Annotated in this window: 28 protein-coding genes, 1 tRNA gene and 1 riboswitch; of the genes, 12 read left to right on the top strand and 17 right to left on the bottom strand. The window is 39.2% G+C overall.

The window, feature by feature from the left end:
• Positions 1 to 683 precede the first annotated feature (683 nt).
• Together BM126_RS01610 and BM126_RS01605 are read left to right on the top strand one after the other, a co-directional pair.
• The gene (locus tag BM126_RS01610; RefSeq protein WP_090987564.1) at positions 684 to 857 is read left to right on the top strand and encodes a GrpB family protein; all 174 of its coding nucleotides are present in this window, start codon (positions 684 to 686) and stop codon (positions 855 to 857) included.
• 41 nt (positions 858 to 898) lie between these two features.
• Positions 899 to 1,159 carry a GrpB family protein gene (locus BM126_RS01605; protein WP_256212940.1) on the top strand — a complete coding sequence of 87 codons (261 nt, stop codon included), beginning with the start codon at positions 899 to 901 and terminating at the stop codon, positions 1,157 to 1,159.
• Positions 1,160 to 1,372: 213 nt separating this feature from the next.
• Here the strand turns inward: BM126_RS01605 and BM126_RS01600 are convergent, their stop codons facing one another.
• Positions 1,373 to 1,849 (bottom strand): DUF4429 domain-containing protein, encoded by a 477-nt coding sequence (locus BM126_RS01600; RefSeq protein ID WP_090987561.1) that lies wholly within the window; start codon positions 1,847 to 1,849, stop codon positions 1,373 to 1,375.
• 486 nt (positions 1,850 to 2,335) lie between these two features.
• Between BM126_RS01600 and BM126_RS01595 the strand changes: the two genes are divergently transcribed.
• Positions 2,336 to 2,443, top strand: a complete 108-nt coding sequence (locus BM126_RS01595) for a YjcZ family sporulation protein (protein WP_090987559.1) — start codon at positions 2,336 to 2,338, stop codon at positions 2,441 to 2,443.
• Positions 2,444 to 3,297: 854 nt separating this feature from the next.
• Here BM126_RS01595 and BM126_RS01590 read toward each other — a convergent pair.
• The 6 genes from BM126_RS01590 to BM126_RS01565 all read right to left on the bottom strand — a co-directional run bounded on the left by BM126_RS01590 (position 3,298) and on the right by BM126_RS01565 (position 8,995).
• Positions 3,298 to 4,074, bottom strand: a complete 777-nt coding sequence (locus tag BM126_RS01590) for an AraC family transcriptional regulator (protein ID WP_090987556.1) — start codon at positions 4,072 to 4,074, stop codon at positions 3,298 to 3,300.
• Positions 4,075 to 4,099: 25 nt separating this feature from the next.
• Positions 4,100 to 4,675, bottom strand: coding sequence for a LysE family translocator (locus BM126_RS01585; protein WP_090987553.1), 576 nt, complete (start codon positions 4,673 to 4,675; stop codon positions 4,100 to 4,102).
• 408 nt (positions 4,676 to 5,083) lie between these two features.
• On the bottom strand, positions 5,084 to 5,746 hold the full coding sequence (locus BM126_RS01580; protein WP_071351440.1) for a methionine ABC transporter permease: 663 nt from the start codon (positions 5,744 to 5,746) through the stop codon (positions 5,084 to 5,086).
• Complete coding sequence (locus BM126_RS01575; RefSeq protein ID WP_090987552.1) at positions 5,743 to 6,759, bottom strand: methionine ABC transporter ATP-binding protein; 1,017 nt, start codon at positions 6,757 to 6,759, stop codon at positions 5,743 to 5,745. Before BM126_RS01575 ends, BM126_RS01580 begins: the two co-directional genes overlap by 4 nt.
• Positions 6,760 to 6,774: 15 nt before the next feature.
• On the bottom strand, positions 6,775 to 7,593 hold the full coding sequence (locus tag BM126_RS01570; protein ID WP_090987550.1) for a MetQ/NlpA family ABC transporter substrate-binding protein: 819 nt from the start codon (positions 7,591 to 7,593) through the stop codon (positions 6,775 to 6,777).
• 143 nt (positions 7,594 to 7,736) lie between these two features.
• Positions 7,737 to 7,847: riboswitch (SAM riboswitch) on the bottom strand.
• A 194-nt stretch (positions 7,848 to 8,041) separates the two neighbouring features.
• Complete coding sequence (locus BM126_RS01565; protein WP_177201267.1) at positions 8,042 to 8,995, bottom strand: L-lactate dehydrogenase; 954 nt, start codon at positions 8,993 to 8,995, stop codon at positions 8,042 to 8,044.
• A 763-nt stretch (positions 8,996 to 9,758) separates the two neighbouring features.
• Between BM126_RS01565 and BM126_RS01555 the strand changes: the two genes are divergently transcribed.
• The gene (locus BM126_RS01555) at positions 9,759 to 10,502 is read left to right on the top strand and encodes a glycosyltransferase (protein ID WP_090987544.1); all 744 of its coding nucleotides are present in this window, start codon (positions 9,759 to 9,761) and stop codon (positions 10,500 to 10,502) included.
• A 482-nt stretch (positions 10,503 to 10,984) separates the two neighbouring features.
• Here the strand turns inward: BM126_RS01555 and BM126_RS01545 are convergent.
• A tRNA-Val gene (locus tag BM126_RS01545) sits at positions 10,985 to 11,057 on the bottom strand.
• Between the two features lie 606 nt (positions 11,058 to 11,663).
• Between BM126_RS01545 and BM126_RS01540 the strand changes: the two genes are divergently transcribed.
• The 6 genes from BM126_RS01540 to BM126_RS01515 all read left to right on the top strand — a co-directional run bounded on the left by BM126_RS01540 (position 11,664) and on the right by BM126_RS01515 (position 15,000).
• Positions 11,664 to 11,885, top strand: coding sequence for a WYL domain-containing protein (locus tag BM126_RS01540; RefSeq protein ID WP_090987540.1), 222 nt, complete (start codon positions 11,664 to 11,666; stop codon positions 11,883 to 11,885).
• A 191-nt stretch (positions 11,886 to 12,076) separates the two neighbouring features.
• The gene (locus BM126_RS01535) at positions 12,077 to 12,799 is read left to right on the top strand and encodes an alpha/beta hydrolase (RefSeq protein ID WP_090987538.1); all 723 of its coding nucleotides are present in this window, start codon (positions 12,077 to 12,079) and stop codon (positions 12,797 to 12,799) included.
• Between the two features lie 210 nt (positions 12,800 to 13,009).
• A complete protein-coding gene (locus tag BM126_RS01530; protein WP_090987536.1) occupies positions 13,010 to 13,519 on the top strand; it encodes a YjcG family protein in 510 nt (169 codons plus the stop codon).
• 5 nt (positions 13,520 to 13,524) lie between these two features.
• Positions 13,525 to 13,950: a GNAT family N-acetyltransferase gene (locus BM126_RS01525; protein WP_256212939.1), complete on the top strand. Its 426-nt coding sequence runs from the start codon at positions 13,525 to 13,527 to the stop codon at positions 13,948 to 13,950.
• A 185-nt stretch (positions 13,951 to 14,135) separates the two neighbouring features.
• Complete coding sequence (locus tag BM126_RS01520; RefSeq protein WP_090987534.1) at positions 14,136 to 14,381, top strand: hypothetical protein; 246 nt, start codon at positions 14,136 to 14,138, stop codon at positions 14,379 to 14,381.
• 127 nt (positions 14,382 to 14,508) lie between these two features.
• A complete protein-coding gene (locus BM126_RS01515; RefSeq protein WP_090987532.1) occupies positions 14,509 to 15,000 on the top strand; it encodes a spore coat protein in 492 nt (163 codons plus the stop codon).
• A gap of 52 nt (positions 15,001 to 15,052) precedes the next feature.
• Here BM126_RS01515 and BM126_RS01510 read toward each other — a convergent pair whose 3' ends face one another.
• On the bottom strand, positions 15,053 to 15,364 hold the full coding sequence (locus BM126_RS01510) for a hypothetical protein (protein WP_090987530.1): 312 nt from the start codon (positions 15,362 to 15,364) through the stop codon (positions 15,053 to 15,055).
• A 154-nt stretch (positions 15,365 to 15,518) separates the two neighbouring features.
• On the opposite strand from BM126_RS01510, the gene BM126_RS01505 reads away from it, so the two are divergent.
• Complete coding sequence (locus BM126_RS01505; RefSeq protein ID WP_090987528.1) at positions 15,519 to 17,813, top strand: UvrD-helicase domain-containing protein; 2,295 nt, start codon at positions 15,519 to 15,521, stop codon at positions 17,811 to 17,813.
• A gap of 48 nt (positions 17,814 to 17,861) precedes the next feature.
• Here BM126_RS01505 and BM126_RS01500 read toward each other — a convergent pair whose 3' ends face one another.
• Positions 17,862 to 18,116 (bottom strand): sporulation-specific transcription regulator SpoVIF, encoded by a 255-nt coding sequence (locus BM126_RS01500; RefSeq protein WP_090987526.1) that lies wholly within the window; start codon positions 18,114 to 18,116, stop codon positions 17,862 to 17,864.
• A 175-nt stretch (positions 18,117 to 18,291) separates the two neighbouring features.
• Between BM126_RS01500 and BM126_RS01495 the strand changes: the two genes are divergently transcribed.
• A complete protein-coding gene (locus BM126_RS01495) occupies positions 18,292 to 18,693 on the top strand; it encodes a hypothetical protein (protein WP_177201266.1) in 402 nt (133 codons plus the stop codon).
• 36 nt (positions 18,694 to 18,729) lie between these two features.
• Here BM126_RS01495 and BM126_RS23195 read toward each other — a convergent pair whose 3' ends face one another.
• The 7 genes from BM126_RS23195 to fabI all read right to left on the bottom strand — a co-directional run bounded on the left by BM126_RS23195 (position 18,730) and on the right by fabI (position 22,637).
• Positions 18,730 to 18,873 (bottom strand): YjcZ family sporulation protein, encoded by a 144-nt coding sequence (locus tag BM126_RS23195; RefSeq protein ID WP_090987522.1) that lies wholly within the window; start codon positions 18,871 to 18,873, stop codon positions 18,730 to 18,732.
• 113 nt (positions 18,874 to 18,986) lie between these two features.
• Positions 18,987 to 19,343, bottom strand: a complete 357-nt coding sequence (spoVAE, locus tag BM126_RS01485) for a stage V sporulation protein AE (protein ID WP_071351963.1) — start codon at positions 19,341 to 19,343, stop codon at positions 18,987 to 18,989.
• A 46-nt stretch (positions 19,344 to 19,389) separates the two neighbouring features.
• Entirely contained in the window at positions 19,390 to 19,884 is a 495-nt protein-coding gene (locus BM126_RS01480) for a YhcN/YlaJ family sporulation lipoprotein (protein ID WP_090987520.1), read from the bottom strand.
• A gap of 322 nt (positions 19,885 to 20,206) precedes the next feature.
• Positions 20,207 to 20,572, bottom strand: coding sequence for a DUF1360 domain-containing protein (locus BM126_RS01475; RefSeq protein WP_090987518.1), 366 nt, complete (start codon positions 20,570 to 20,572; stop codon positions 20,207 to 20,209).
• 35 nt (positions 20,573 to 20,607) lie between these two features.
• On the bottom strand, positions 20,608 to 21,258 hold the full coding sequence (locus BM126_RS01470) for a CotO family spore coat protein (RefSeq protein ID WP_090987516.1): 651 nt from the start codon (positions 21,256 to 21,258) through the stop codon (positions 20,608 to 20,610).
• A 10-nt stretch (positions 21,259 to 21,268) separates the two neighbouring features.
• Entirely contained in the window at positions 21,269 to 21,679 is a 411-nt protein-coding gene (locus BM126_RS01465; protein WP_141770016.1) for a hypothetical protein, read from the bottom strand.
• 184 nt (positions 21,680 to 21,863) lie between these two features.
• Positions 21,864 to 22,637, bottom strand: coding sequence for an enoyl-ACP reductase FabI (gene fabI, locus BM126_RS01460; RefSeq protein ID WP_090987512.1), 774 nt, complete (start codon positions 22,635 to 22,637; stop codon positions 21,864 to 21,866).
• Positions 22,638 to 22,676: the final 39 nt, after the last annotated feature.

Here is a 22,676-nt window from a genome sequence, read left to right as displayed (position 1 = left end):
GAAAGTAAACCAATGCTAAGTAACACATTGCAAGGAGCAAACATCTTTGAAGTTTTACATATTTCTAAAGGTAATTGATGTTATCTAAGTTTTCACTTTAGTGATGGGTATCAAAATTAACTATTGGTAAAAAGTTTGTGAATAGGTGTACTAAACTATTGGGTGCGTTAGTTCAATAAGGAAGGGCTGTTGCGGCAGCTTTTTTTTGATTGGATAACGATTTAGGTAATATATATAAATAAATGAGCCTTTCCATCTCAGTATCCGGACTAATTTTAATATATTTTGGAATGATAACTTTGAGGTGAGAATGTAATATGAAAATGACTCTACTTGCTTCTCTAACAATCGCAACCAATCATTAATGAAAAAAGTTGTACATATATCGAATAATCTATTAGTAATTAACACTTATTCAACTAACAGTATATTCCTTTAAAAAAGCAGTAGTACCCTTTTTTTGAACTAAAAGACAGAATTCCTGTAAGGAAAATAAAGTGTGAAAAGACTAAGTTTGTGAATAAGTGTACTTAAAGTAACGGGTGGGTTAGTTCAAGATCGTTTTGGCTGCATTAGAAGCCCTTTTTTGTTGTTTTACTAATAGGTAATTTTATTAAAGAAGGTTTTCGTTTAACTCTATAGAATTAAATTAAGATATATTATTTTTAAGGTGGAACAGATATATGACGAAACCAATCGTTAATCTTAGTGATTATGATCCAAATTGGGGAAAACAATTTGATTATGAACAAAAAAGAATTCTTGATGTTTTAGATGATAAGGCTGTTGGAATTGAACATATTGGAAGTACTTCTATAAAGGGGTTAGAAGCCAAACCAATCATTACATTATTGTAGGTGTACAAGTTTTAGATGAAATATCTAACTTTGTTAGTCCTTTGAGTGAAATAGGATATGAATATGTTCCTAAACCGGTGTTTAAAGATAGAATGTTTTTTAGGAAGGGATTATGGGGACAGGGTACTTGCCATCTTCATATCTGTGAATTTAATAGCAGTGAGTGGATTGAAAAATTATTATTTCGTGATTATCTGAGGCTAGATCCCAAAGTAGCCGAAAAATATGCATCTTTAAAAAAAGAACTTGCCTCCAAATATCAGTATGATATCTTTTATAAAAAAAATTATCGAAAAAGCTAGGAAGGAAACATTGTGAATAATATTACTTATTTAAGTAACCGGTGCTTTAGTAAAAACAGCAGCATCAAAGTAAAATGAGCTTGGATATACGTTTTCCAGCTCATTTTTTATGTGTATTATTAAATCAACCTCTACCTTTAACTTAGCCTTGGGCTTAAACCATTGCAAAAATTTTAAACCTCAATTTATAGAGTCCATTTAAGGACTCATATTTTACAAACCAAGTAATTGTCTTTTCTTCTCCTGGAATTCTTCTTCATTAATAATTCCATCATCCATCAATGACTTATATTTACGAATTTCTTCTGTTGCATCCACTTTTGATTCTACTATTGGTTGAGTAGTGTTATTGGAATTTCGATTAGAAATAATTTCTTCAATATATGCTTTGATCTCTAATGCCATTGCTTGCTCTTTCTTAACAAACATGACAGTGTTCTCATCTTGAGTAGCAGAAAATACTCCACCTTTGTTTTCTTGACTTCCTGGATAGATGAATTGTAAGTATCCACTTGTTAATCCTGCCTTTTTTAGCTGAACACCTGATATGTTGGTAATATCAATGGATTTCTCTCCATCTAATCCATGATTCATTAAGTTTATGAAACCTTTACGTTTAATCCGCAGGAAATTTCCGTCCAATGTGATAATTGATTTTCCTGCACCTTTAAATTCATATGTACTGCTCATGCGTTCTCTCCCTAGCATCTTTAAGTTTTTTCCTAATTATACGTTAACATAAAGATGGATGAAACCATTAAATTTTTACATATACAGATAGTATTTATTTTAGGTGAAATCATGTGCACTTTGTGAAGCCAAACGTCATTTATTGTGTAGTTTATCTCTCCTCTCCTAATTTCTATATCTATAGCCTCTACAAGAGGTACTGCAAAGACCATGTCTCCTAGTACTCTCAGTAGGAGATAGGCTAGTCGTTTATTTTTGCGCAAATAAGGCGGATGACCTTGTCCGTTTCGATATTACGGCATAAGTTAAAGTAAGCCAAAACGACTCCGATCCAGACATTCACTCCTCTAAAAAGCGCAGCATAACACCTGCGCTTTTTAGTTACAAAAATGGACAAAAACCTTGTTAAAAGCCCTGTCCGTCGTGCTTGCTTGTACATAAGATAAATTGAATGACATCAACGATTTAGTCAAAGGGGTGGATAATATGGCAGATGGATATGGTGGCGGATATGGTAGAGGATTTGCCCTAATCGTAGTATTGTTTATCTTGTTAATCATCATCGGTTGCTCTTGCTACGCGGGCGGCTATTAATAGCAAAAAGCCTGTTAATTGGGGAACACCCTTTTAACAGGCTTTTTAAATTTACAAAAAAACAAGAGGAATATATCCGTTCTAATCGATGCCACTGTTTTTCTTTTTAGATGTAATGGCCGGTTTTATTTGTAATGACACTGTCTTTTATGGTTAAAAAGCGTCAATTAAAATTGGAATTAAGCATCAAATGTATAATAATGGAAAATTATTTACATTTTGAAATAGGAAGTGGGTTAGGTATGATATAATGTGTCCGTATCCCGGCTTTAGTCCCACAGGCTGGGTCTATATCCACCGAGCGGATGCCAGCCTGTAAACCTTAATTCCTCGGAGGCTTCTACATAACGCCCTTCTTCCTTATCTTTTCAAAAAACTTGGGCTTGGTAGATATTTGTTCCTTTAAAGAATTCTGGATCATGTGAGGCGGCAGTTAGTTTCAAAGAACCCATGCTTTCTTCAATGAACCTGTGGCCGGGATCGCTAATTTTCATATCATGCTCATTGCAATAAATAAGCGGAAGTTCCATTTCAGAAGCTGCGTCAGTCAGTGTTCAAGTGCTTTTTTATCCAATTGATTAAAATAAATGAGCTCACCTTCTACGACGACATACTGCCCATTAAAAGAAACATATGTGGTAATATCAAGCTCCTCCCTGATTCTCCCGCCTTAACACCCTGTTTTGTTTTGCCCTTATTAATTGCTCTGTTTATTTTCATCACTTCCAAAATTGGGAGCTGATCCTGATAAGGGTCATTTTTGTACTTGGAAATTTTCTTTCAAAGAGAATAGTATTGGATTTTCCCACAGGCAAATCCTCCTTATTCTTCAATGACTAAACAAAAACTTCTTATTAATTTAAATGTGACATATATTCAAATGCTGTTGTGCCATAAACACTTTTAAAGTGTTTATTTAAATGGGTTAAATCAACAAAACCGCACTCAGCTACGGCTGCATATATATCTCTGCTTTTTTCTATTAACTGCTTTGCACGTTCTATCTTGCAGTTTAGAAAGTATTGATATGGTGAAATTCCAGTATGAGCCTTAAATAATCTGATAAACTGAAATTTGGATAAATTAAGCTCTTTACATATCTCTTCAAGTTTAAGTACATTTTCTAGGTTACTATGAATCATATCCTTTGCTTTTCTAATTAGAGCGTGTTCTTTCTTATTGTCTGTAGAAAGATTCGTTTGGATAAGGATATCTGTGATCGATACGAGTAATTCACTGCACAAAGCCTCATCTTTTTCGCTTAATATTGCATTGGAAAGGCTTAATATTCTTTGTTGAAGTTTATTATCATAAACAATTGGGGTTGAGAAACGAATAATATCCTTTTTCTCCATAACCTCTAAAAGCGATTGCGGCTCAATATATAGCATAACATAATCAAGTCCTGCATCATCATGTGCTCTTCCGTCATGTGCCTGTTCTGGATTAAATAGCATTACACCATTTTGATAGGATAATTGTAAACTGCCATCCAGGTTATATTGTTGAATACCGCGCAATGTGACCCCGATTGCATACTCCTTGTGAGAGTGCTTTATATACGTAAAATCTCTCATACTTGCTGACAATGCAGTGATATCTGCCGACTTTTTATAGATAAATTTCTCCATTATACTCACCTCATAAATAATTTACCTACATCCATATCATCACTGCAGAATAAGCTAAAAATATTGCCATTATGACATTAACAATCTTACTATGATTCTGTAAAAACTGCTTAAAAATTGTCCCGAAAAGAACCCATGTAAGAAATGCCAAAAACCCAATCAAAGTTATAGCTAAAACACTTATAGTCACTGCATTCATTGCTGTATAGTGCGGCAAAATAAAGCTGGGAATAACAGTCATTGTGAAAAGTACCACCTTTGGATTTAAAAACTGCATAAGGAATCCTGACTGAAAGGTACCAGATTGGTTTACAGTTGGTTTTGATTTATCCGCTTTGTAAATTTGATAAGCGAGATACATCATATAAAAGCTTCCGATAATCTGCATAACGATCAAAATTTTCGGTATGATCGTTAAAAGCAAGGTATTCAACATAGCGGAGATAGCAAGTAAAAAACCAAATGCAATTGTTGCTCCATATGTATATTCCATTGCTTTTTTTGCCCCCAAATGATGGACTGTTGATAAAATGACAATATTAGTAGGTCCTGGTGTAAAAGTAATAATAATACAGTACATTAAAAAAGATGTAATATCCATGAGGAAAACTCCTTTCAAGGTATTCTCATGCAATTTTACATCTAAAAACAAATTGGCATATAGTATATTATTGCAGGACTAAATAAGGCTTCTGTAAAGTCTTATTTACAAATATACCCATAAATTTAAAGCTATTCTCAAAATGAATAACGAAAATCTTTTAAAAATCAGCCATCAACTAACTTTGCCTTTTTGCAAGATTTAATCCGCCATAATTTTATTTTGTTTCTAACATTAATGATTCTTTTTGAGGCATAATTCAATTTTATATAATGATCGCTTTTCAGAGAAATTTAACGGCCTTTCCTCAGTTGAATAACGAGAAAAGGCCGTAGCTTAAGCTTAATATACTTTTTTTCAATGTCTACTTGACAGGGTTATGTGTACATTTCTACTACTTTTTTATCATTAATCTTTTCTCAGTTTGTGTGCGAGTAAGTTACCGAGTGATTGAATGCCTTGAACCATGATAATTAAGATAATGATGGTGGTATACATCACATCAGGCTGGAATCGTAGATGTCCGAACTGATAGGCGATATCACCGAGTCCTCCGGCACCGACTAAGCCAGCCATTGCTGTTGCTCCGATTAAGCCGATGGTTGCAATTGTTAAACCGAGCACAATGGAGGCTCTTGCTTCACGAACAATCACATACCAAATGATTTTAGATGTTGAAATACCCATAGATTGATAGGCCTCCACAACCCCCTTATCTACTTCAAGCAGTGCGGACTCCATTAGTCTGGCAATATAGGGTGCTGTATAGACAACAAGCGGTACAATCACCCCTTGCACACCTATCGTGGTATGCATAATGAATTTGGTAAAAGGTAAAATGAAAAATAGCAGAATAATAAATGGGATGGAACGAATGATATTAATCACCGTATTTAAAATCGCATAGCCCACTTTACTTTCTGCTTCTCCGCCTTTTCTTGTGAGTACAAGAAGGATTCCAAGCGGTAGTCCTAGGAGAATGGCAATGACGAGAGAAATGGAAGTCATTTTAAGAGTGTCCAGAACCGCCTGCCAAATCGTGTCGCCCCACTCGTTAAGAAATGAACTCATCTATTATTCACCTCTTCTACGATGATATGCTGATCTTTTAAGTAGGCAATTGCCTTTTCGTTTTCTTCTGGTTCACCTTTAAGATGGACCAGAAGGTTGCCAACTGATTGATCCTTTAATTCATCAATACCGCCAGCGATAATACTCGGTAGGATATTGAATTTTTTAGTAATGGTTGCTAAGAAGGGGTCTTTTGATGATTCACCTAGAAAAGTAAGGGCAACTAATTTTCCTGTTTTACCCATTTCTAGTTTAACATGTTCGGGGACATGGTAAATCGATTTATTCCTTACGAAGCTTTTTGTTCTTGGATGTTGGGGCTTCGTAAAGATATCGACGATCTTACCTTGTTCCACCACTTCTCCTGCTTCCATTACAGCAACACGGTCACAAATTCGTTGAATAACCTCTAATTCATGGGTAATGAGAAAAATGGTAATGCCCAGTTCTTTATTGATTTTCAATAATAGTTCCAAGATTTGTTCTGTGGTCGTTGGATCCAGGGCGCTGGTTGCTTCATCACTAAGAAGAACTTCTGGCTCATGGGCTAAAGCACGTGCGATTGCCACACGTTGCCTTTGACCTCCAGATAATTGATTAGGAAATGCTTGGGCCTTATCTTTTAGACCGACAATTTTTAAATACTTATTTACACGCTGTTCGATTTCAGGCGCCGGGACACCTTCTAAACGAAGGGGAATCGCAATATTTTGATAAACGTTAGCCGTCTTTAAGAGATTATAACTTTGAAAAATCATCCCAATTTTTTGACGAACTTTTTGAAGGTCCTTTTTCTTCAAAGTTAAGATGTCCGTGCCATCAATTAAAACCTTTCCGCTGGTGGGTCTTTCAAGTACGTTCACACAGCGGATTAATGTACTCTTTCCGGCACCACTAAATCCGATTACACCGAAAATTTCCCCTTTTTTAATCTCGATCGAAACATCTTTTAATGCTTCAACTTTCTTATTTCCGACTTCAAACGTTTTCGATACATGCTGCAGGCTGATCATATATGGGCTTCCTCCTTACCAAGCAGGTACAACTGAACCGCCAAACTCTTTGGCAATATATTGTTTAATAGTATCTGAGTGATAGTATTTTTCAATCGTTTTCACGACTGCATCATCCTTATTTTCAGTACGTACGACAAAATAGTTCGGATAAGGATTGTTTTCAATAGGTTCGTGGTAAATCGCATCTTTATTAATGGTTAGACCTGCACCCATTGCAAAGTTTGTATTTATAGCTGCAACAGTCACTTCACCAAGTTGTGCTGGAAGTGATTCTGCATTAAGTTCTTTTATTTGTAAGTTCAATTTATTTTCAACCACATCTTTTTTCGTTGCGCTTTGTTCAACGCCTTCTTTCAACTTAATGACTCCAGCAGCTTCAAATAATTGCAATGCACGTAACTCGTTGGCTGGATCATTGGGAACAGCAATTGAATCCCCTTTTTTAAGATCCTTAATATCTTTTATACTCTTAGAATAGATCCCCATTGGAAAAGCAACTGTTTTGAAGACATCTGTAATTTTATAGCCTTTGTCTTTAATTTGGCCCTTTAAGAAAGGTAATGTTTGCATGCTATTGGCATCGAGACTTCCTTCGCTAAGTGCAGCATTCGGTGTATTGTAATCGTTAAACACTTTAATATCAATCGTTAGACCGTCTTTTTCTGCTAATTTAGCAACTTGCTCCATGATTTGTTGATGTGGTCCACCGGTTACACCCACTGTAATTTTCTTTGTACTTAATTCTTTTGAACTTGTTCCACCACATGCCGTTAAAGCCAATAATAAAATGATAGCTAGACTAATAGATAATAATTTTGCTGATTTTTTCATTTTATACACTCCTTTTCTTAGTTGTTTACTTGGAATCTGGTCTGAAATACTCCATATCTCTTATCTAGTTGTTAGTGTTGTAACATCATACAGCACCAAAAAACCGCTTCTCTAAAGAGAAGCGGTTTGCATGCACACAACTTCTCTTATCTTACAAAACAAATTTCCGTTTTGTAGGAATTAGCACCTGAGCCTTTAAAAGACTTGGTTGCCGGGTTTCATCGGGCCTTTCCCTCCACCACTCTAGATAAGATAATATTCGATTTATTTCAGTATGTATACTATACATGCGTTTGTCGAATTGCGTCAATATTATTTTTAGAATAAATTTTCTAAAAAGTGTGAATAGATGGTTATATCCATGATTTACAGACTGAATTTTTAAATCAGTTAGAGAAGAAATGAACCAGTGTTCCTAAAGCCACTCATGATAAAAATCGATTACATATTAAAGTTCCACAGAAGCAATATTTTCTTTTATCACATTAGCAGAGTAGTTGAACAGCGCAAGTTCTTTTTCATCTAATTTAAGTTCAATCACCTGTTTTAGACCTGTACGGCAAAGTACTGCTGGAACACCAATCGCAAGTCCTTTTTCCTCATATTCGCCATCTAATACAACCGACACGGGGCATATTGTATAGGCGTCATTTAGAATTGACTTGGCAATAAAGGCAAGTGCGTTCCCTATACCATATTCTGTTTTTCCTTTCCGATTGAAGATATTCCAGCCTTCACGTTTCGTATGTTCAATGACTTCATCAAAATCAAAAGGTTCGATCTCGTTTTGATTTTCTTTAATATATTCGTGAATGGGTTTGCCGCCAACTGTTACATGTGACCAAGCGCCAAATTGAGAATCACCATGCTCCCCAAGTGTGTATCCTGTAATACTACGAGGATCTACATGCAGATATTCAGAGAGAATCTTTCTAAAACGACTACTATCTAATGCAGTCCCCGTCCCAATGATTTGGTTACGCGGCAAACCAGATAGTTTCCAAGTTAAATAGGTAATGATATCGCATGGATTCGTTGCAACGACATAAATCCCCTCAAATCCAGCATCTTTCAACGGAGGAATAACTTCCTTTATAATTGCTGAGGTACCTTTTAATAAATCTAATCGTGTTTCCCAAGGTTTTAAGGGCTCACCCGCAACGCTAATAAGGATGATATCGTGGTCCTTTAAATCCAGCAGTCTTCCAGAGGTCACTTTCGTACGCGACGACATAAAGCCAACACTATCAGCAAAATCGATTGCTTCACCAACCGCTTTCTCTTCTTTAATATCGACAAGGGTTAACTCTTCACAAATTCCTTGATGAACCACCGAGAAGGCCGCGGCACTTCCGACATTTCCTACCCCAATAATTCCAATTTTACGCACGGATTTTTTCATCTGAACTTCTCCTCGTATTCTATTTATAGAATAGTCTTTCATAGTAATTTCTCGTTTGTATCCCGATTTTTAATAACTGCGTAGAAACTAGATCAGAAAGTGAAGACTATTCTCTCAAAAAAAGATAAATCATTATTCTGAATATTTATATTCATACAGTTTATCTGGATATGTGTCAAGATTTTTTCGAGATAGTAAGCGATGAATCCTATGTTATATGGAAACTTTTTTAGAACCTTCCCTTTTTAAAGCCAACCTGATGACATTTAATAATTCCTATGTAAACGTCAAGTAGCCCCAAATACACGATAAAAATTGTGTTTTCGGGACTGCTTATTTGTTTTGCGTTTGGAGCCGCCGTTATTTTGAAGTACCAGCAAGTGCAGCAAATGCACTTATGAGTCGCTCAGGTCTCTTGTGTGGTTGCCCCAATGTGTTTCTAAGCTAAATTTCCATTCCCAGATTCCATCTGTAAATTCTCGTTGCTCATACAAAAGTACTCCTTTTTAACGTCTTTAATATCCAAAATAACATCAGATAAACTGGCCGCCAAAGATTCCTCTATTTTATAAGGATTGAAAACTTCCCAATAATGCTCGAATCTAACTTCATTTGTAAATTCGTTGAATCCACTAACATTCTTATAAGAACAGGAAAAATGTACAAGCAATCCGTCACTTTTTTCATATTTTATATAACTGAGTGCTATTAGAATCAATCTTCTAAGCTGCCACTTTTTGAATTTGAATGATATAAAGAAAGGGTGAGAAAATTGACACAGGAAAATAGGAATAAGAAGTTTTCTATCATCATACCTGCCCACAATGAAGAAAAATATATAGCGGGGTGTCTGGAATCCATTAAAGCTGCTTCAAAAAGGTATAAGGATCAGGTTGAAATTATTGTTGTGTTGAATCGGTGTACAGATCGGACGGAGGAGATCGCAAAATCCTATAATGTGATCACGATCAAAAATACGGACAAAAATCTTTCAAAGATTAGAAATGCAGGGGCGAAAGTTGCCACTGGAGATATTCTGATTACGATAGATGCAGATACCAAAATGTCTAAAGGATTCCTATCTAGAGTGAATTTGTTATTATCGAGCGGGTTATTTATCGGTGGCGGGACATCCGGGTTATTTGACCGTATGTCTTTGGGGATTCTAACATCTGTTGCAGCCATATCCATTCCAATGCTAATCAAGTATGGTTTGATTGCTGTTGGGATTTTCTGGTGCTACAGAAAAGATTTCTTGGCCATTAATGGATTCAATGAGGAATTGCTTATGGCCGAAGACGCTGATTTTGCCCACCGGCTGATGATGTGGGGGCTGGTAAATCAAAAGCTTTTCGGCATCATCCCTTTTGGCATGCTCACATCAAGCAGAAAGTTTGATAAATTCGGGGATTGGGTTATGGTCACAAACCCTCACTATATATGGTCTTATCTGAAGGGAACGGACAAGAAGCGGGCGGAAGAATTGTATTATGATTATGATAAATAAGCAGGAAAGGGCTGGCGGATTTTCCCCAGCCCTAAATAATAGGTCCTATAAAAAAAGGAGCAACCAGTAAAAACTGGTTAACTCTATAATTCGAACGCACCCTTTGGTTAAGAGCAGGCAGCGATTTTTGATAATCCAGATGAATAATTTAAATCTCTGGATACTTTTTGAAAGTCGCAAAGTTCTCCGTCTGGACAAGGGGGAATACATAAGAAACGCCTCCGCAGGGCAAGTGTTTATCCTTTTCATCCATCTACCTGCGAAAGCCGAACCTCGTTTGGCTGTGAATCATAATAGATCTTCAGTTCATAAACTCCCTATCCTCTTTAAGTCTTGAATAGCCAATTTCAACAACATAAAAAAGACCACTTCCCTCTCACTTTTTTCTAAGAAGGTTAGTGGTCTTAATCGTAAGAAAATCGTCTAATAGCGACCACTTTCTTACTAAGTTCCTTATGAAAACTTTGATAAGCCTCGTTTGATGACCTGTGACGGGATCGAACCGCCGACCCCAACCCTGTCAAGGTTGTGCTCTCCCAGCTGAGCTAACAGATCGTTTTATTAAAGTACATTTCTTATTATAGTTTTTACTAGGAAAAAGTCAATACCTTTTTCTGAAAAAGTTATAAGCTTTATTTATTTTTTTGCTCTTTTGTTAAAAATTTCTGTTTCTTAATAAGTTCTCGAGGCACATCCATTTTAAAGCAGACTGCTTGGAGCGAATATGCGAAGACTTCTGCGGGATCAGCGTGAAAGATGTGACCCCGCAGACGCAAGTCGAGGAGGCACAGCGCACGCCCCGCGGAAAATGATGCATTCTGGAGCGGAAATCAACCCCTTGTTCAGATAGCAGCAAAGTTTACGAAAACAGCCTTTCTTAAAGATTCATGTTATTTAATAAGTTTCCAAGGCACATCCATTGTTTAAACAGGTTGATTGGAGTGTAAGGTGCGGAGACTCCTGCGGGATCTGCGTGACAGATGAGACCCCGCAGGCGAAGTCGAGGAGGCACAGCGCACGCCCCGCGGAAAGCGAAGCATCCTGGAGCAGAAATCAGTCACTTGTTCCAAAGCAGTAAAGTTTGCGAAACTTATTTCCCAGATGTTTCATTTGCATAAAGAACATTTGTTCTCATATAATAAATAAAAAGGGGGAACAATGATGAACAGCACTTTATTGAGAAGCTTGAAAGAAGACAGCGTACTCGAAATCATTTATTTATCAGAAAAGGGCCAGGTTTCACAGCGCAGAATTCAGGTGCTGGATCTTACGGAGGATTATGTTCGGGCCTATTGTTTCCTCAGGAAAACGAACAGAACATTTAAAATCAGCAATATCTTATCTTCCCGGATTTTCTCGCAGCGCTATGGGTATTCCGGTTAATGTATGTGTTCAAAGAATCCATGCCATTTTTCCAAACACTCCCTCTTTCCTGCCCCATTCTACTCATTACATATCCTCAGCAACTAATTAAATTCAGTACTCAATCGTTAAGCAGGAAAAATCCTTCATCATTATGATAAAATGGTGTGGTAAGCCCTTACAGCCATTTTTTAGAAAGCAGGGTGCAAGTGATGGAAATACCTAAAGGCACGATAAAAGAAGAAAAGTTTTTAAGCAAGGAATTAGGGGAAGAGTTAGAATTACTCATCTATTATCCCGCGAATTTTTCTCCATTATATAAATATTCCTTTGTCATCGCTCAGGATGGACGGGATTATTTCCAAATGGGAAGAATCGGCAGGATGGCCGATGAGCTCCTTAGTAAAGGAGAAATCGAAAATATCATTATTATCGGGATACCATACCGTAATGTTCATGACCGGAGAAGCAAATACCATCCCGAAGGCGAACAAAATGCGGCTTATATCCGTTTTCTGGCCCATGAGCTTGTACCATTTTTAGATGAAAAGCTTCCAGGCTACGGAGTCGGCATGGGCAGAGCCCTTATCGGGGATTCGCTTGGAGCCACCGTTTCGCTGATGGCTGCACTGAAATATCCGCATACATTCGGAAAAGCGATGCTTCACTCTCCTCTTGTAAATGATGCGGTTTTGGAAGCTGTTAAAAGCTTCGCTGATCCACATTTGCTTGAGCTGTATCATGCTGCAGGAACAGGTGAAACCGAGGTACCGACAACAGATGGAAAAATTCAGAACTTCATTGATCCTAACCGTAATCTGAGCAAAGTGTTTAAAGAGCGGGGCTTTTCGTACCGCTATGAGGAATTTGACGGCGGCCATACCTGGAAATACTGGCAGGCAGACCTTAAGAGGGCACTCAAAGAATTATTTTAAGGGGAAATTGTTTTAAAGAATCGTCCCCCTGTTTTCCGAAAATTTTGTTATAATATCTAACAAATAGATGTTCCTTTGCGTTCAGATACATACCATATCCCCATTTTTGCGCAAAGGGCCATTGCACTTCCATGCCGGTCACCGGGCTGTCAAGCCTTGGCGTTCTTGCATGCCGCAAAACAAATACATGTCGATCCAGGAGGTATTTTTATGAATTACGGTGTGGCCATTTTCCCTTCAAAAAAGCTTCAGGATAAAGCGAATTCCTACCGGAAGCGCTATGATTCCCACTATGCCTTAATTCCTCCGCACGTCACGCTTAAGGGTGCATTTGAGGCAACAGATTCAGAGATCAAGCCAATTGCATTAAAGTTAAAAGAAATCGCTAAGAAATATCAGCCATTTTCTTTAAAGGTGCTAAAAGCCAGCACGTTTCAGCCGGTTTCAAACACGATTTACTTTAAAGTGGAAAATTCCGCTGAACTTGAAGGCCTCTATAATGAATTGAATACCGTTTCTCCTGAAACATCCGAATATGCTTTCGTGCCGCATATCACAATCGGCCAAAAGCTGTCAGACGATGAACATTCAGATGTGTTCGGCCAGCTGAGCATGCTCGATTTGTCCCATGAAGAGGAAATCGACCGGTTCCATTTGCTCTATCAGCTGGATGATGGAGCCTGGACTGTATATGAAACATTCCGGTTAGGAGATGAATAAAGAAAGTGATTGTTAAACAAGCAGATTCACAAGATGAAATGAAAGATGCCTATTCAGTCCGGACAAAAGTGTTTATACACGAGCAGAATGTTCCGGCTGAAGAAGAAATCGACCAGTATGAAGAAGAAGCAAAGCATTTTGTTTTATATGATGATCATGGTTCCCCTATCGGTGCTGGTCGTTTCCGTCTTGTGGACGGTATGGGCAAGGTTGAACGGATCTGTGTTTTATCCGATGTCCGAACCAAAGGTGCAGGCACCATGCTCATGACGGCCATCCATGATGAAGCAAAGAAGCAAAACATTCATGAATTGAAGCTTAATGCCCAGAATCATGCCATTCCTTTTTATGAAAAGCTGGGATATCAAGTCGTATCAGAGGAATTCCTCGATGCCGGCATTCCGCATCATACCATGAAAATGAAAATATAAGGTAATCCCGGCACACTGCCTGTCGCATAGGCAGTGTGCCGGGATTTTTTTATCCTTCTTGCCTCTCCTATTTTCTGTGAAACCCCTCCCCCGACTTAAAAATTTCAGAAAATCCACTCATATCTAATGCCAAATCCCAAACCGGGTCATAGTCTATTTATAAGTAACTGTAAGGAGGGATTTAGATGAATGAAAAGGACTTTAATGTAGCAGATTCTCAAAAAGCGCTGATGGAATTGCTGGTTTCGCGTACACTTCGAAAACACGGAGTCCAAAAGGGCAAGCATGACCTTTCTGAGAAAGAAAAAGCAAATTTAAAGGACACCATTAAGTATCTCCAGGAACAATCAAACAAGCTGATGCAAGGCGAGAACAGCATTACAGAAAAAGACGTGAACCCGCGCACGAACATTTATGAAGGAGATAAATAGGCGCTTCATAAATAATTTTCAGCTTAAATTCAAAAATAGACGAAATAATCAAGGGTATACGTCCAAACATAGTGAAACGCACAGCATACAGTAATAGGGAAGTAAGATAAAAGGAGGATAATCAAATATGAATCAAGATGTTTATAGAAGCAAAGGCAATAGCGGCAGCAGCAGCTGCCATGAAAGAAAGTGGTCCGCACTGGATGACCGCAACGAGCACCCAATGGCAGCATTTTGCGGTTCCGATAATGACGTAGAGCAAGAAGCTGTTCAAAACAGCACACAGCTTCAGCTTTCTGAGGAATTAGTTTATATCAAAGATTCTTGTGATGTAAATGTAACGTCTACAGATGTTAAGGCTGCACTATCTCTGCAGGCAGCACTGCAGGCAGCAATCGTGGTGGTAATCAGCATCTCCATCGCAGACAGCAGCAGGGCAGAGCAGATTACTCAGGAACTGCTTCAGTCTTCTAAAATCAGCCAAATCACTCGCCAAAAAACAATTATTGAAAACTCTAGAAATATTGAAGTTACAACAACTGACGCTCAAGTTGCCGTTAACATCCAGCTGCTTCTTCAGCTATTGCTTGCTCTAATCGTAGAATTGGATATTCTGTAAAACTCCCATCAAAAAGGACACATATGTGTCCTTTTGATGTTTATTCAGGATATCACACCGTCTGATTTACAAACCAGCCTTTGCCGGTCAGCTCTGTCGCTGCTTGTTCGATTATTTCTCTCGGGACGCTGCTCTTGTAATGAGCAAAATGCGGCAGCTGCAGATTTTTTGATTCGCGGCTGATTTGGGAAGCTGATTTTTCAGCACTTCCTTCTATTTCCTTTTGAAGCTCACCATAAAAGTTAATCGGCCTGACAGGGGCAACTCCGCTTACTGCTCTTATGGGCTGCTCTTCCTCTGCTGCAGCAGTGCGGCTGGCATATTGTATGTATTCATATTGAGTAATTGGCATTATGTATCCCATCTGCTTCCACCTCTTTTCTTCATATGTTTTCACAATTTTTTACTTACATACCACTTATACTGATAAGATAAACATGTTCTTCGTGCTCTTTTTGTTTCTATTATGTTCTGTTATGATTATGAGTAGTATTCCATATGTGATTAGAGGTTTTTCTATGAAATTAGCAATGTTACACAATACTTTAATTGATTTGAATCGCATCTCCCCTGATCGGCTGCAGCCGCTTTATGAAAAGAGCAAAAATGGCGAGCTTTTTTGCAGACAATGCGGAAATCCTGTGCGTCTTTATATAGGAATTAATGAAACTCCCCACTTTTACCACCCGTCCAAGGCCCACAACTGTGATGCTGCAGAAACGGAAAGCGAAACAGCAGCTGCCGATGAAACTGGCAGCCAGCAGGAAGAGTCAGCTGAAGACGGATTCAGGCTGCCAAAATCAAGGGCGATTGCAGAAACCAAGACAGAATACCTTCCATACTGGAAAAGCGAGATTGTCAAAGGAAGCCCGGCCTATCGCTCAAAGCCGCCCGTTTCCTCCGATATAAATGATGACTTCTTTAAGCAGCTTAACGAACAGAAAATTGTGCTGGACAAGCAGCAGACTGACGCAGCCACTGCAACGGAAGGCCCCTTGCTTGTGCTTTCAGGTGCCGGAAGCGGCAAAACCAGGGTGCTGACAGTCCGGACTGCCTATATGCTTACAGTTAAAAAAATCGATCCGAGGAGCATCATGCTAGTCACCTTTACTGCCAAGGCGGCTAATGAAATGAAGCACCGGCTTTTAACGTATCCCAATATCACCTCCGGAGTGCTTTCTCAGCTCGTAAGCGGCACTTTCCACAGTATTTTTTATAAAATCCTGATTTTTCATGAACCACATAAATGGCAGCGTGAGCATTTAATCAAGTGGGACTGGGAAAAAGAGAAGATCCTGAAAATGGCTGCACGAGAGATGTCCCTTGATGAAAAGGAATTTTCCTTTGAAAATGCCATCGCGCAAATTGGCTTATGGAAAAACTCCCTCATCTTCCCTGATAACATCAAGCCTCGGGATGACTGGGAAAAATCCTGCGCCGCTTTATATCGGCATTATGAAGAATATAAGGAAAATAACGGCCGATATGATTTTGATGATATGCTCGCAGGGTGTTATTCATTCTTAAAAGAAAACCCGGACATTCTTGAAAAATATCAGCAAAGATTCAAGTACTTCCTTCTGGATGAGTTTCAGGATATTAATACAGTTCAATACGAACTCATCAAGCTCCTTTCAAAACAGACAAATAATATTTGTGCTGTAGGAGATGATGATCAGGCCATTTATTCTTTCCGCGGCAGCAACCCGTCATTCATCTTGAATTTTGAAAAAGACTATCCTGGTTCAAAAGTGGTGAAGCTCACGGAGAATTACCGTTCTTCACACGAAATTGTGTCAGCAGCCAACCGGATTATTAAACGCAACCTTCACCGCATGAGCAAAACCATGAGCGCTCAGCACAATGACGGCACTCCTGCTGTGATGTTTTATCCTTATGATGAAGAAATTGAAGCAACGATGATTGTGACGGACATACAGGAGAAAATACAAAACGGGGCAAGTCCTGGGGATTTTGCGATTCTCTACCGGACACATTCCATGTCGAGGGCCATTTTTGAGCGGCTCGCTTCATCGACGCTTCCTTTTGTGATCGAAAGGGATGCAGAGAGCTTTTACGAACGTAGGCTTGTAAGAGGTATGCTTGCTTTTATGCGGCTCAGCCTCACGCCGCATGATCCGAAGCCTGCTGGTGAAGTTCTTTCTTCCCTTTTCCTGAAGCAAAGCGTCCTTCAGGAAATGAAGGCTCAGACCATTTTACAGGATTGTGATTTTATTGATAGCTTTTCTTTTGTAAAAACTGGACATGCTTTTCAGGAAAAAAAGCTTAAAGCACTGCCTAAAAAAATCCGTTCACTGAAAACCGTCTCTCCGCTTGTTGCATTAGAAATCATTGAAAAGGATTTGGGCTTTAAGGATTTTGTAAAAAAACGCGGCAATGATGTAAGTGCTGAAAAGGCCTCCGATGATATCCGGGATTTGCGGGTAGCCGCCAAACGCTTTGAAACGGTAGCCGAATTTATTGAACATGCAGACCATATGACTGCGATGATTAAAGAAGTGAAAAACCTTTCGAAGCATTTTACAGACAGCATCCAATTAACAACCATCCACCGGTCCAAGGGACTTGAATATAAAACGGTTTATATTCTGGCGGCAGTAGACGGCAGCCTCCCTCATGACTTTTCCCTTGAGGAATACAGAAACGGCAATGAGAGCTCTCTTGAAGAAGAACGGCGCCTGCTTTATGTGGCAGCAACCCGGGCACAGGAACAGCTGTACATTTCCGTACCAAAAACAAGACGCGGAAAAACGGCCTATCCTTCACGTTTTTTAAAGGCACTGAAAAAATAGAAACAGGCGGGGGTTTTTCCCCCGCCTGTTTCATTTGGTTCAGTGGTTTTATTTTTTATTAAGCATATTGGCAAGTGTGCCAAAGTCTAATTTGTTTCCGTCTTTTACGATGCTTGCCACAATTTTATCCTCTGTTTCCTGATTTACCGGCTTTTTCGCAATTTGAGAAACCCTTTTGATTACGCTCCGCACTGTCGCTTCATCTTTAAAGTTAGCTCCCTGAAGAGAATTTGCCAGTTCAAAAACATCCTTCATATTTACACCGGTTTTGCCTTCAATGTTTTTAAAAAAGTTATTTTCCATTCTCTAAGCCCTCCTTCTCTGTAAAATATCCTATGCGTCCGGAAGGAAATGGTTCATAGGAGTTTTTACAGGAGGAAACAGGTATTTAACAAACTGGGCATATCTGCATATGATATGTAAAAGTAATATATAGGCAGGAGGAAATGCTGTGTTTTTTTTCCGCAGGCCAAGGCAAATGGAACGCCGGATTGGAGAGTTAAAGGAAATATCAAGAACAGAAGCAGTTATGGAAACAGAAACTGAAAGAATTTCCTTCCCGCTTGCTTTTGTAACAAAGATTGAAGCTAAACAGAATGAAGTGAACATTCATTTGAACGGTAACGCGCGGAACGTACTAAAAATCTTTACGAAAGAGGCATCCCCAAGAAAAAGCAGAAAGCATGAAGCTGTATGGATAAATCCCTTGATTTTCCCGCCAGATAAACCAAAGCGGGTACCATCCCGTGAAAGTACGGAAGTATGCACCTTTAGAAGAGAACTTTGTCTGAGCCTTTTCTGCCGCTGCAGGGAAAATGACCAAACACCGGAGAACTTGCTGAGAAAGCATATGTGGAAGAAAATTCATTTATTATTTTAACGGAATAGGCGCCGCCTATTCCGTTAAATAAAAAGCTTAGCATAGCGCAGCGCCAACAATGATCAAGAGAATAAATAATACTACGATCAAAGCAAATCCAGAGCCATATCCGCCTCCGTATCCGTATCCTGCTCCATGACCATAGCCTGGTCCGTATCCTCCCCATCCGTATCCATACATTCCGCTTCACCTCACTTTGGGTTCTCCCTTCTAACATATGTCAGGAAACCCAAGGTGTATAGGCAAACTCCATAGATATATAGCCTATTTCAAAAAAGATACACTCAGGGCACTCAGCCCTTAGGTTTAAAAATCAGTGCACCTATGAAACCGAATATGATGGCTGCTGAAATACCTGAGCTCGTTACTTCGAACATGCCTGTTAACACGCCGATAAGCCCATGCCGCGCTGATTCCTGCATCGCGCCATGCACTAAAGAATTACCGAATGAGGTAATGGGAATTGTCGCTCCTGCTCCTGCAAAATCAATGAGGGGCTCATAAAGGCCAAATCCATCCAATATTGCACCTGCAACAACTAGTGTACTAAGCGTGTGAGCTGGAGTTAGCTTGGCAACATCGAACAGAAGCTGTCCGATCACGCAAATGATCCCTCCTACAACAAAAGCCCAAAAAAACATAGGCAGCATAGCAGATTCCTCCTTTTTTAACCGCATATTTGTAGATACTGATTGTTTAGGTTAACTCTTTCTTTAATTCAACGATTTCCCGGAATTTCTTTTTGGCTTTTTTCTCTGGAACATCTTCTTTTTGCAGCATTTCATTTAATCGCACGGATTCAAGGAAGATCTTATAATCACTCGACACGATGAATTGATGATCAGGGAACCTCTTCTTGAGTTTTTCCGTTACCTGTTTTTCGATACTTTTCATCTGGAACCTGTGAAGATGCTTCACCTTGTAGGCGACGATAATGGTTTTTCCATGCTTGACCGTCACTACGTCATAAATGTTCTTATGGCCGGCTACTTCTTTTTTTACTTTTTTCGCAGTATCATCATTTTCATTAGAAGTTTTGATGATATCCATTGGAGCCGGATCGATTTTCTTAACAAGTGACAAATCATCCTTATTCTGGCCATCTCCTGAACAGCCTGCAAGAACAATAAAAAGCATAAATACAGGCAAAGAAAGCCATTTGCCTATTCCTTTTTCTCTGTAGGTTAACATTTTTTCACTTCCCGTTTTTTGGTTATACCTCTATTTTCTTATAAGTAATGGGAATTTATGAATGGTAGGATAAGGAAATAGACGGAATCCGTTTGTGCTCTTCTAATTTTCCGCAAAAAAAATAAACCTTATCCATTAAGATAAGGTCCAAACCCTTTTATTATTTTCCTTTATTGCAGCCGCAGCCTTTCTTAACAGCTACGGCGGGGCTCTTTTTAATAGGTCTTTGCACAATATTTATGGGCTGTTGTTTTCTGATCATCACAAAGCCTCCTTTTAATTATATGGTTAGTATATGAAAGTGGAAAAAGCTTTGTCCCGTTCAATCGCCCATTATCTTAGTAACTACAACTTCAAACACTGATCCGATGGCTGCTATGGAAAGGATAAGTATCACGGCGTCCCCCGCTGGATTTTTAAGAAGGTATAGCCCATACAGAAATATGCTGACCCAAATTCCTGTACACCAAAAACAGCTTAGCAGTTCTCCAATCCACCGTTTTATTCCTTTATCTTTTGGCAGCAGGTAAATCTCGGTGACGCCTTCTTCGTTTTCCTTCTCTATTTCATTAAAAAATGGTCTACGGAAAAATTCAGTGATCTTATCATAAACAATCAGTCTTGTTAACCGGAAGGAAGCCAAACCGAGCAAAATAATGGCAGCTGGATGGATGGTTTCGAGGTACATCAGCTTCACCGCTTTCAGGAAAGTTTTATCATGCTTTAAACAATGGTGAAGTCTCGAATATCCTGGAGGCTGACAACATGAACCGAGCTGCCGACTTTAATTTTCACATCGCCGTCCTGCCTGCCGATAATCTGAAACCGGATTTTACTTCCATGGATGACGGCTTCACAGTAAGGCTTCTGCGATTCTTTGGGAGTTTTCAATATTCGATTAATCTTTTCTTTCATCTTCTTCAATTCCTTAGGATCCATTCTCTCTTCCTGATATACCGGCAATGCTTCTGCTGGCTGTTCCTTTTCCTCTTCTTCGCCGCTCATCAGCCTCTTAATCATATTGGATTCTTTTTCGAGGATGGCATTAATTTCTTTAATCGCCTCGGCATTGCCTGCGGGCTTGGGATCTTTTACCGTTTTAATTGCTTCTATCTCATCCTGGATTTCCTTCATGGCGTCATACACGCCAAATTCTACCTTTACCTGTTCAAGTTTTCTTTCTTCATTTTCTTTTTTCCGGCTTTCCGCATCCTCTTCCAGGACCTTTTTCTCTTCCTTCATTGGATGTGCCTTTTGTTTATTTTTCGAGCGGTACTCTTGCTGCATATTTGGCTTTGGCCCTTCTGTAATATTCGGCTGGATGATATAAAATAGCGGTTTAGCCGATGCGCCTTCTTTCTTGTTGTCTGCCATAATCCGCCTCCTAATATTTCAGTATGCTGATGTTTTCAAGCAGCCTCTCTGGATATTCTGTCATTTTCCTGCCGAATTGGTGCCTGATAAACAATATAGAATCAGTCCTTTTTTCCAGGCGTCCAATTACTGCTTTTCCATTGAAGGTAAATCGGCATACCGGCTTTGGGGCAAAGGCCGGCAATTTGACAAGCTTTTCAAGCAGGATTTCCTGAGAAAGGGCATTTTTAACACTTACTCTTGGGATGCTGCATTTTCGCTTATCTGACTTTTTTATGACCTCATTAACCGAACGGACTCCGTCAATTAAGAAAAAGTGCTTCTTTACAGTATGAATAGCCGCTCCCCCCTTTTTATAAATTCGGACTAATGTAAATTCATTTTGGGTAACCAGACAAATCAATAACACCGGTCTCTTCACAATTGGACCATTTTCCGGTCTATGTACAATATATTTTTCTTTTTTACATTTATGTATGGTATTGCAAGCTTCCAGGCTGAAGAAATGATATTGGCGGGTTTAAACGGAGTTAGTGAACGTAAAAAGGTGCATGGCCACAAAAAAAAACGCCTCAGATGAGACGCTTCTTTACAGACATTTATCATTAGCCCATTACATGATAGCCTGAATCCACATGTATATTTTCACCTGTAATGCCTCTTGAAAGGCCGCTGAATAAGAATAGGGCTGTGTCTCCTACTTCTTCAGGAGTTGTTGTGCGGCGAAGCGGGGCTTCTTCTTCAATTTTCCGCAGAATGGAGTTAAAATCACTGACACCTTTCGCTGATAGAGTCCGGATTGGGCCTGCAGAAATAGCATTTACTCTGATGCCATGTTTGCCTAAATCGTTTGCCAAGTATTTTACACTTGCTTCAAGTGACGCCTTAGCCACTCCCATAATATTATAATTCGGAAGGACACGCTCGCCGCCAAGATAGCTCATCGTTACGATAGATCCGCCTTCTGACATCAGGCCTTGCGCTGCTTTTGCGACTGCTGTCAGTGAATATGAACTGATATTATGCGCAAGCAGAAAGCCTTCTCTGTTTGTATTCATATAATCGCCGTTCAGCTCTTCTTTATTGGCAAAAGCGACACAGTGGGCAATTCCGTGAATCACTCCTGCTTTTTCCTTGATTTCCTTAAAGCATTGTTCAATGGACTGATCTTCTGACACATCGCATTGAAGAATCAGGGAAGATGCTCCATCAAGAGTTGCAGCAAGCTCACGCACACTTTTTTCCGTGCGTTCCCGTCCATATGTAAATATTAATTTTGCGCCAGCTTCATGAAGAGAACGTGCAACTCCCCATGCGATACTGCGTTTATTTGCAACACCCATCACTACAAATGTTTTACCTTCTAAAGAAAGAGTCATAGCCTCATGTCCTCCAATTTATTATGAGTCATTAGTACC

It is taken from the genome of Bacillus sp. OV322, from assembly GCF_900112495.1.
Classification (GTDB): domain Bacteria; phylum Bacillota; class Bacilli; order Bacillales; family DSM-1321; genus Peribacillus.
The sequence above is the reverse complement of the archived record's forward strand: the minus strand, read 5'-3'. Positions and strand labels throughout refer to the sequence as shown.

Coding starts and splice junctions, on each gene's coding strand:
- BM126_RS01480 (WP_090987520.1), bottom strand. CDS start 19,884: ATGTTAACCTACAGAGAAAAAGGAATAGGCAAATGGCTTTCTTTGCCT.
- BM126_RS01505 (WP_090987528.1), top strand. CDS start 15,519: ATGAAATTAGCAATGTTACACAATACTTTAATTGATTTGAATCGCATC.
- BM126_RS01610 (WP_090987564.1), top strand. CDS start 684: ATGACGAAACCAATCGTTAATCTTAGTGATTATGATCCAAATTGGGGA.
- BM126_RS01600 (WP_090987561.1), bottom strand. CDS start 1,849: ATGAGCAGTACATATGAATTTAAAGGTGCAGGAAAATCAATTATCACA.
- BM126_RS01580 (WP_071351440.1), bottom strand. CDS start 5,746: ATGAGTTCATTTCTTAACGAGTGGGGCGACACGATTTGGCAGGCGGTT.
- BM126_RS01535 (WP_090987538.1), top strand. CDS start 12,077: ATGGAAATACCTAAAGGCACGATAAAAGAAGAAAAGTTTTTAAGCAAG.
- BM126_RS01565 (WP_177201267.1), bottom strand. CDS start 8,995: ATGAAAAAATCCGTGCGTAAAATTGGAATTATTGGGGTAGGAAATGTC.
- BM126_RS01530 (WP_090987536.1), top strand. CDS start 13,010: ATGAATTACGGTGTGGCCATTTTCCCTTCAAAAAAGCTTCAGGATAAA.
- BM126_RS01470 (WP_090987516.1), bottom strand. CDS start 21,258: ATGGCAGACAACAAGAAAGAAGGCGCATCGGCTAAACCGCTATTTTAT.
- BM126_RS01595 (WP_090987559.1), top strand. CDS start 2,336: ATGGCAGATGGATATGGTGGCGGATATGGTAGAGGATTTGCCCTAATC.
- BM126_RS01575 (WP_090987552.1), bottom strand. CDS start 6,759: ATGATCAGCCTGCAGCATGTATCGAAAACGTTTGAAGTCGGAAATAAG.
- BM126_RS01475 (WP_090987518.1), bottom strand. CDS start 20,572: ATGTACCTCGAAACCATCCATCCAGCTGCCATTATTTTGCTCGGTTTG.
- BM126_RS01585 (WP_090987553.1), bottom strand. CDS start 4,675: ATGGATATTACATCTTTTTTAATGTACTGTATTATTATTACTTTTACA.
- BM126_RS23195 (WP_090987522.1), bottom strand. CDS start 18,873: ATGTATGGATACGGATGGGGAGGATACGGACCAGGCTATGGTCATGGA.
- spoVAE (WP_071351963.1), bottom strand. CDS start 19,343: ATGCTGCCTATGTTTTTTTGGGCTTTTGTTGTAGGAGGGATCATTTGC.
- BM126_RS01520 (WP_090987534.1), top strand. CDS start 14,136: ATGAATGAAAAGGACTTTAATGTAGCAGATTCTCAAAAAGCGCTGATG.
- BM126_RS01540 (WP_090987540.1), top strand. CDS start 11,664: ATGAACAGCACTTTATTGAGAAGCTTGAAAGAAGACAGCGTACTCGAA.
- BM126_RS01570 (WP_090987550.1), bottom strand. CDS start 7,593: ATGAAAAAATCAGCAAAATTATTATCTATTAGTCTAGCTATCATTTTA.
- BM126_RS01515 (WP_090987532.1), top strand. CDS start 14,509: ATGAATCAAGATGTTTATAGAAGCAAAGGCAATAGCGGCAGCAGCAGC.
- fabI (WP_090987512.1), bottom strand. CDS start 22,637: ATGACTCTTTCTTTAGAAGGTAAAACATTTGTAGTGATGGGTGTTGCA.
- BM126_RS01510 (WP_090987530.1), bottom strand. CDS start 15,364: ATGGGATACATAATGCCAATTACTCAATATGAATACATACAATATGCC.
- BM126_RS01590 (WP_090987556.1), bottom strand. CDS start 4,074: ATGGAGAAATTTATCTATAAAAAGTCGGCAGATATCACTGCATTGTCA.
- BM126_RS01500 (WP_090987526.1), bottom strand. CDS start 18,116: ATGGAAAATAACTTTTTTAAAAACATTGAAGGCAAAACCGGTGTAAAT.
- BM126_RS01495 (WP_177201266.1), top strand. CDS start 18,292: ATGGAACGCCGGATTGGAGAGTTAAAGGAAATATCAAGAACAGAAGCA.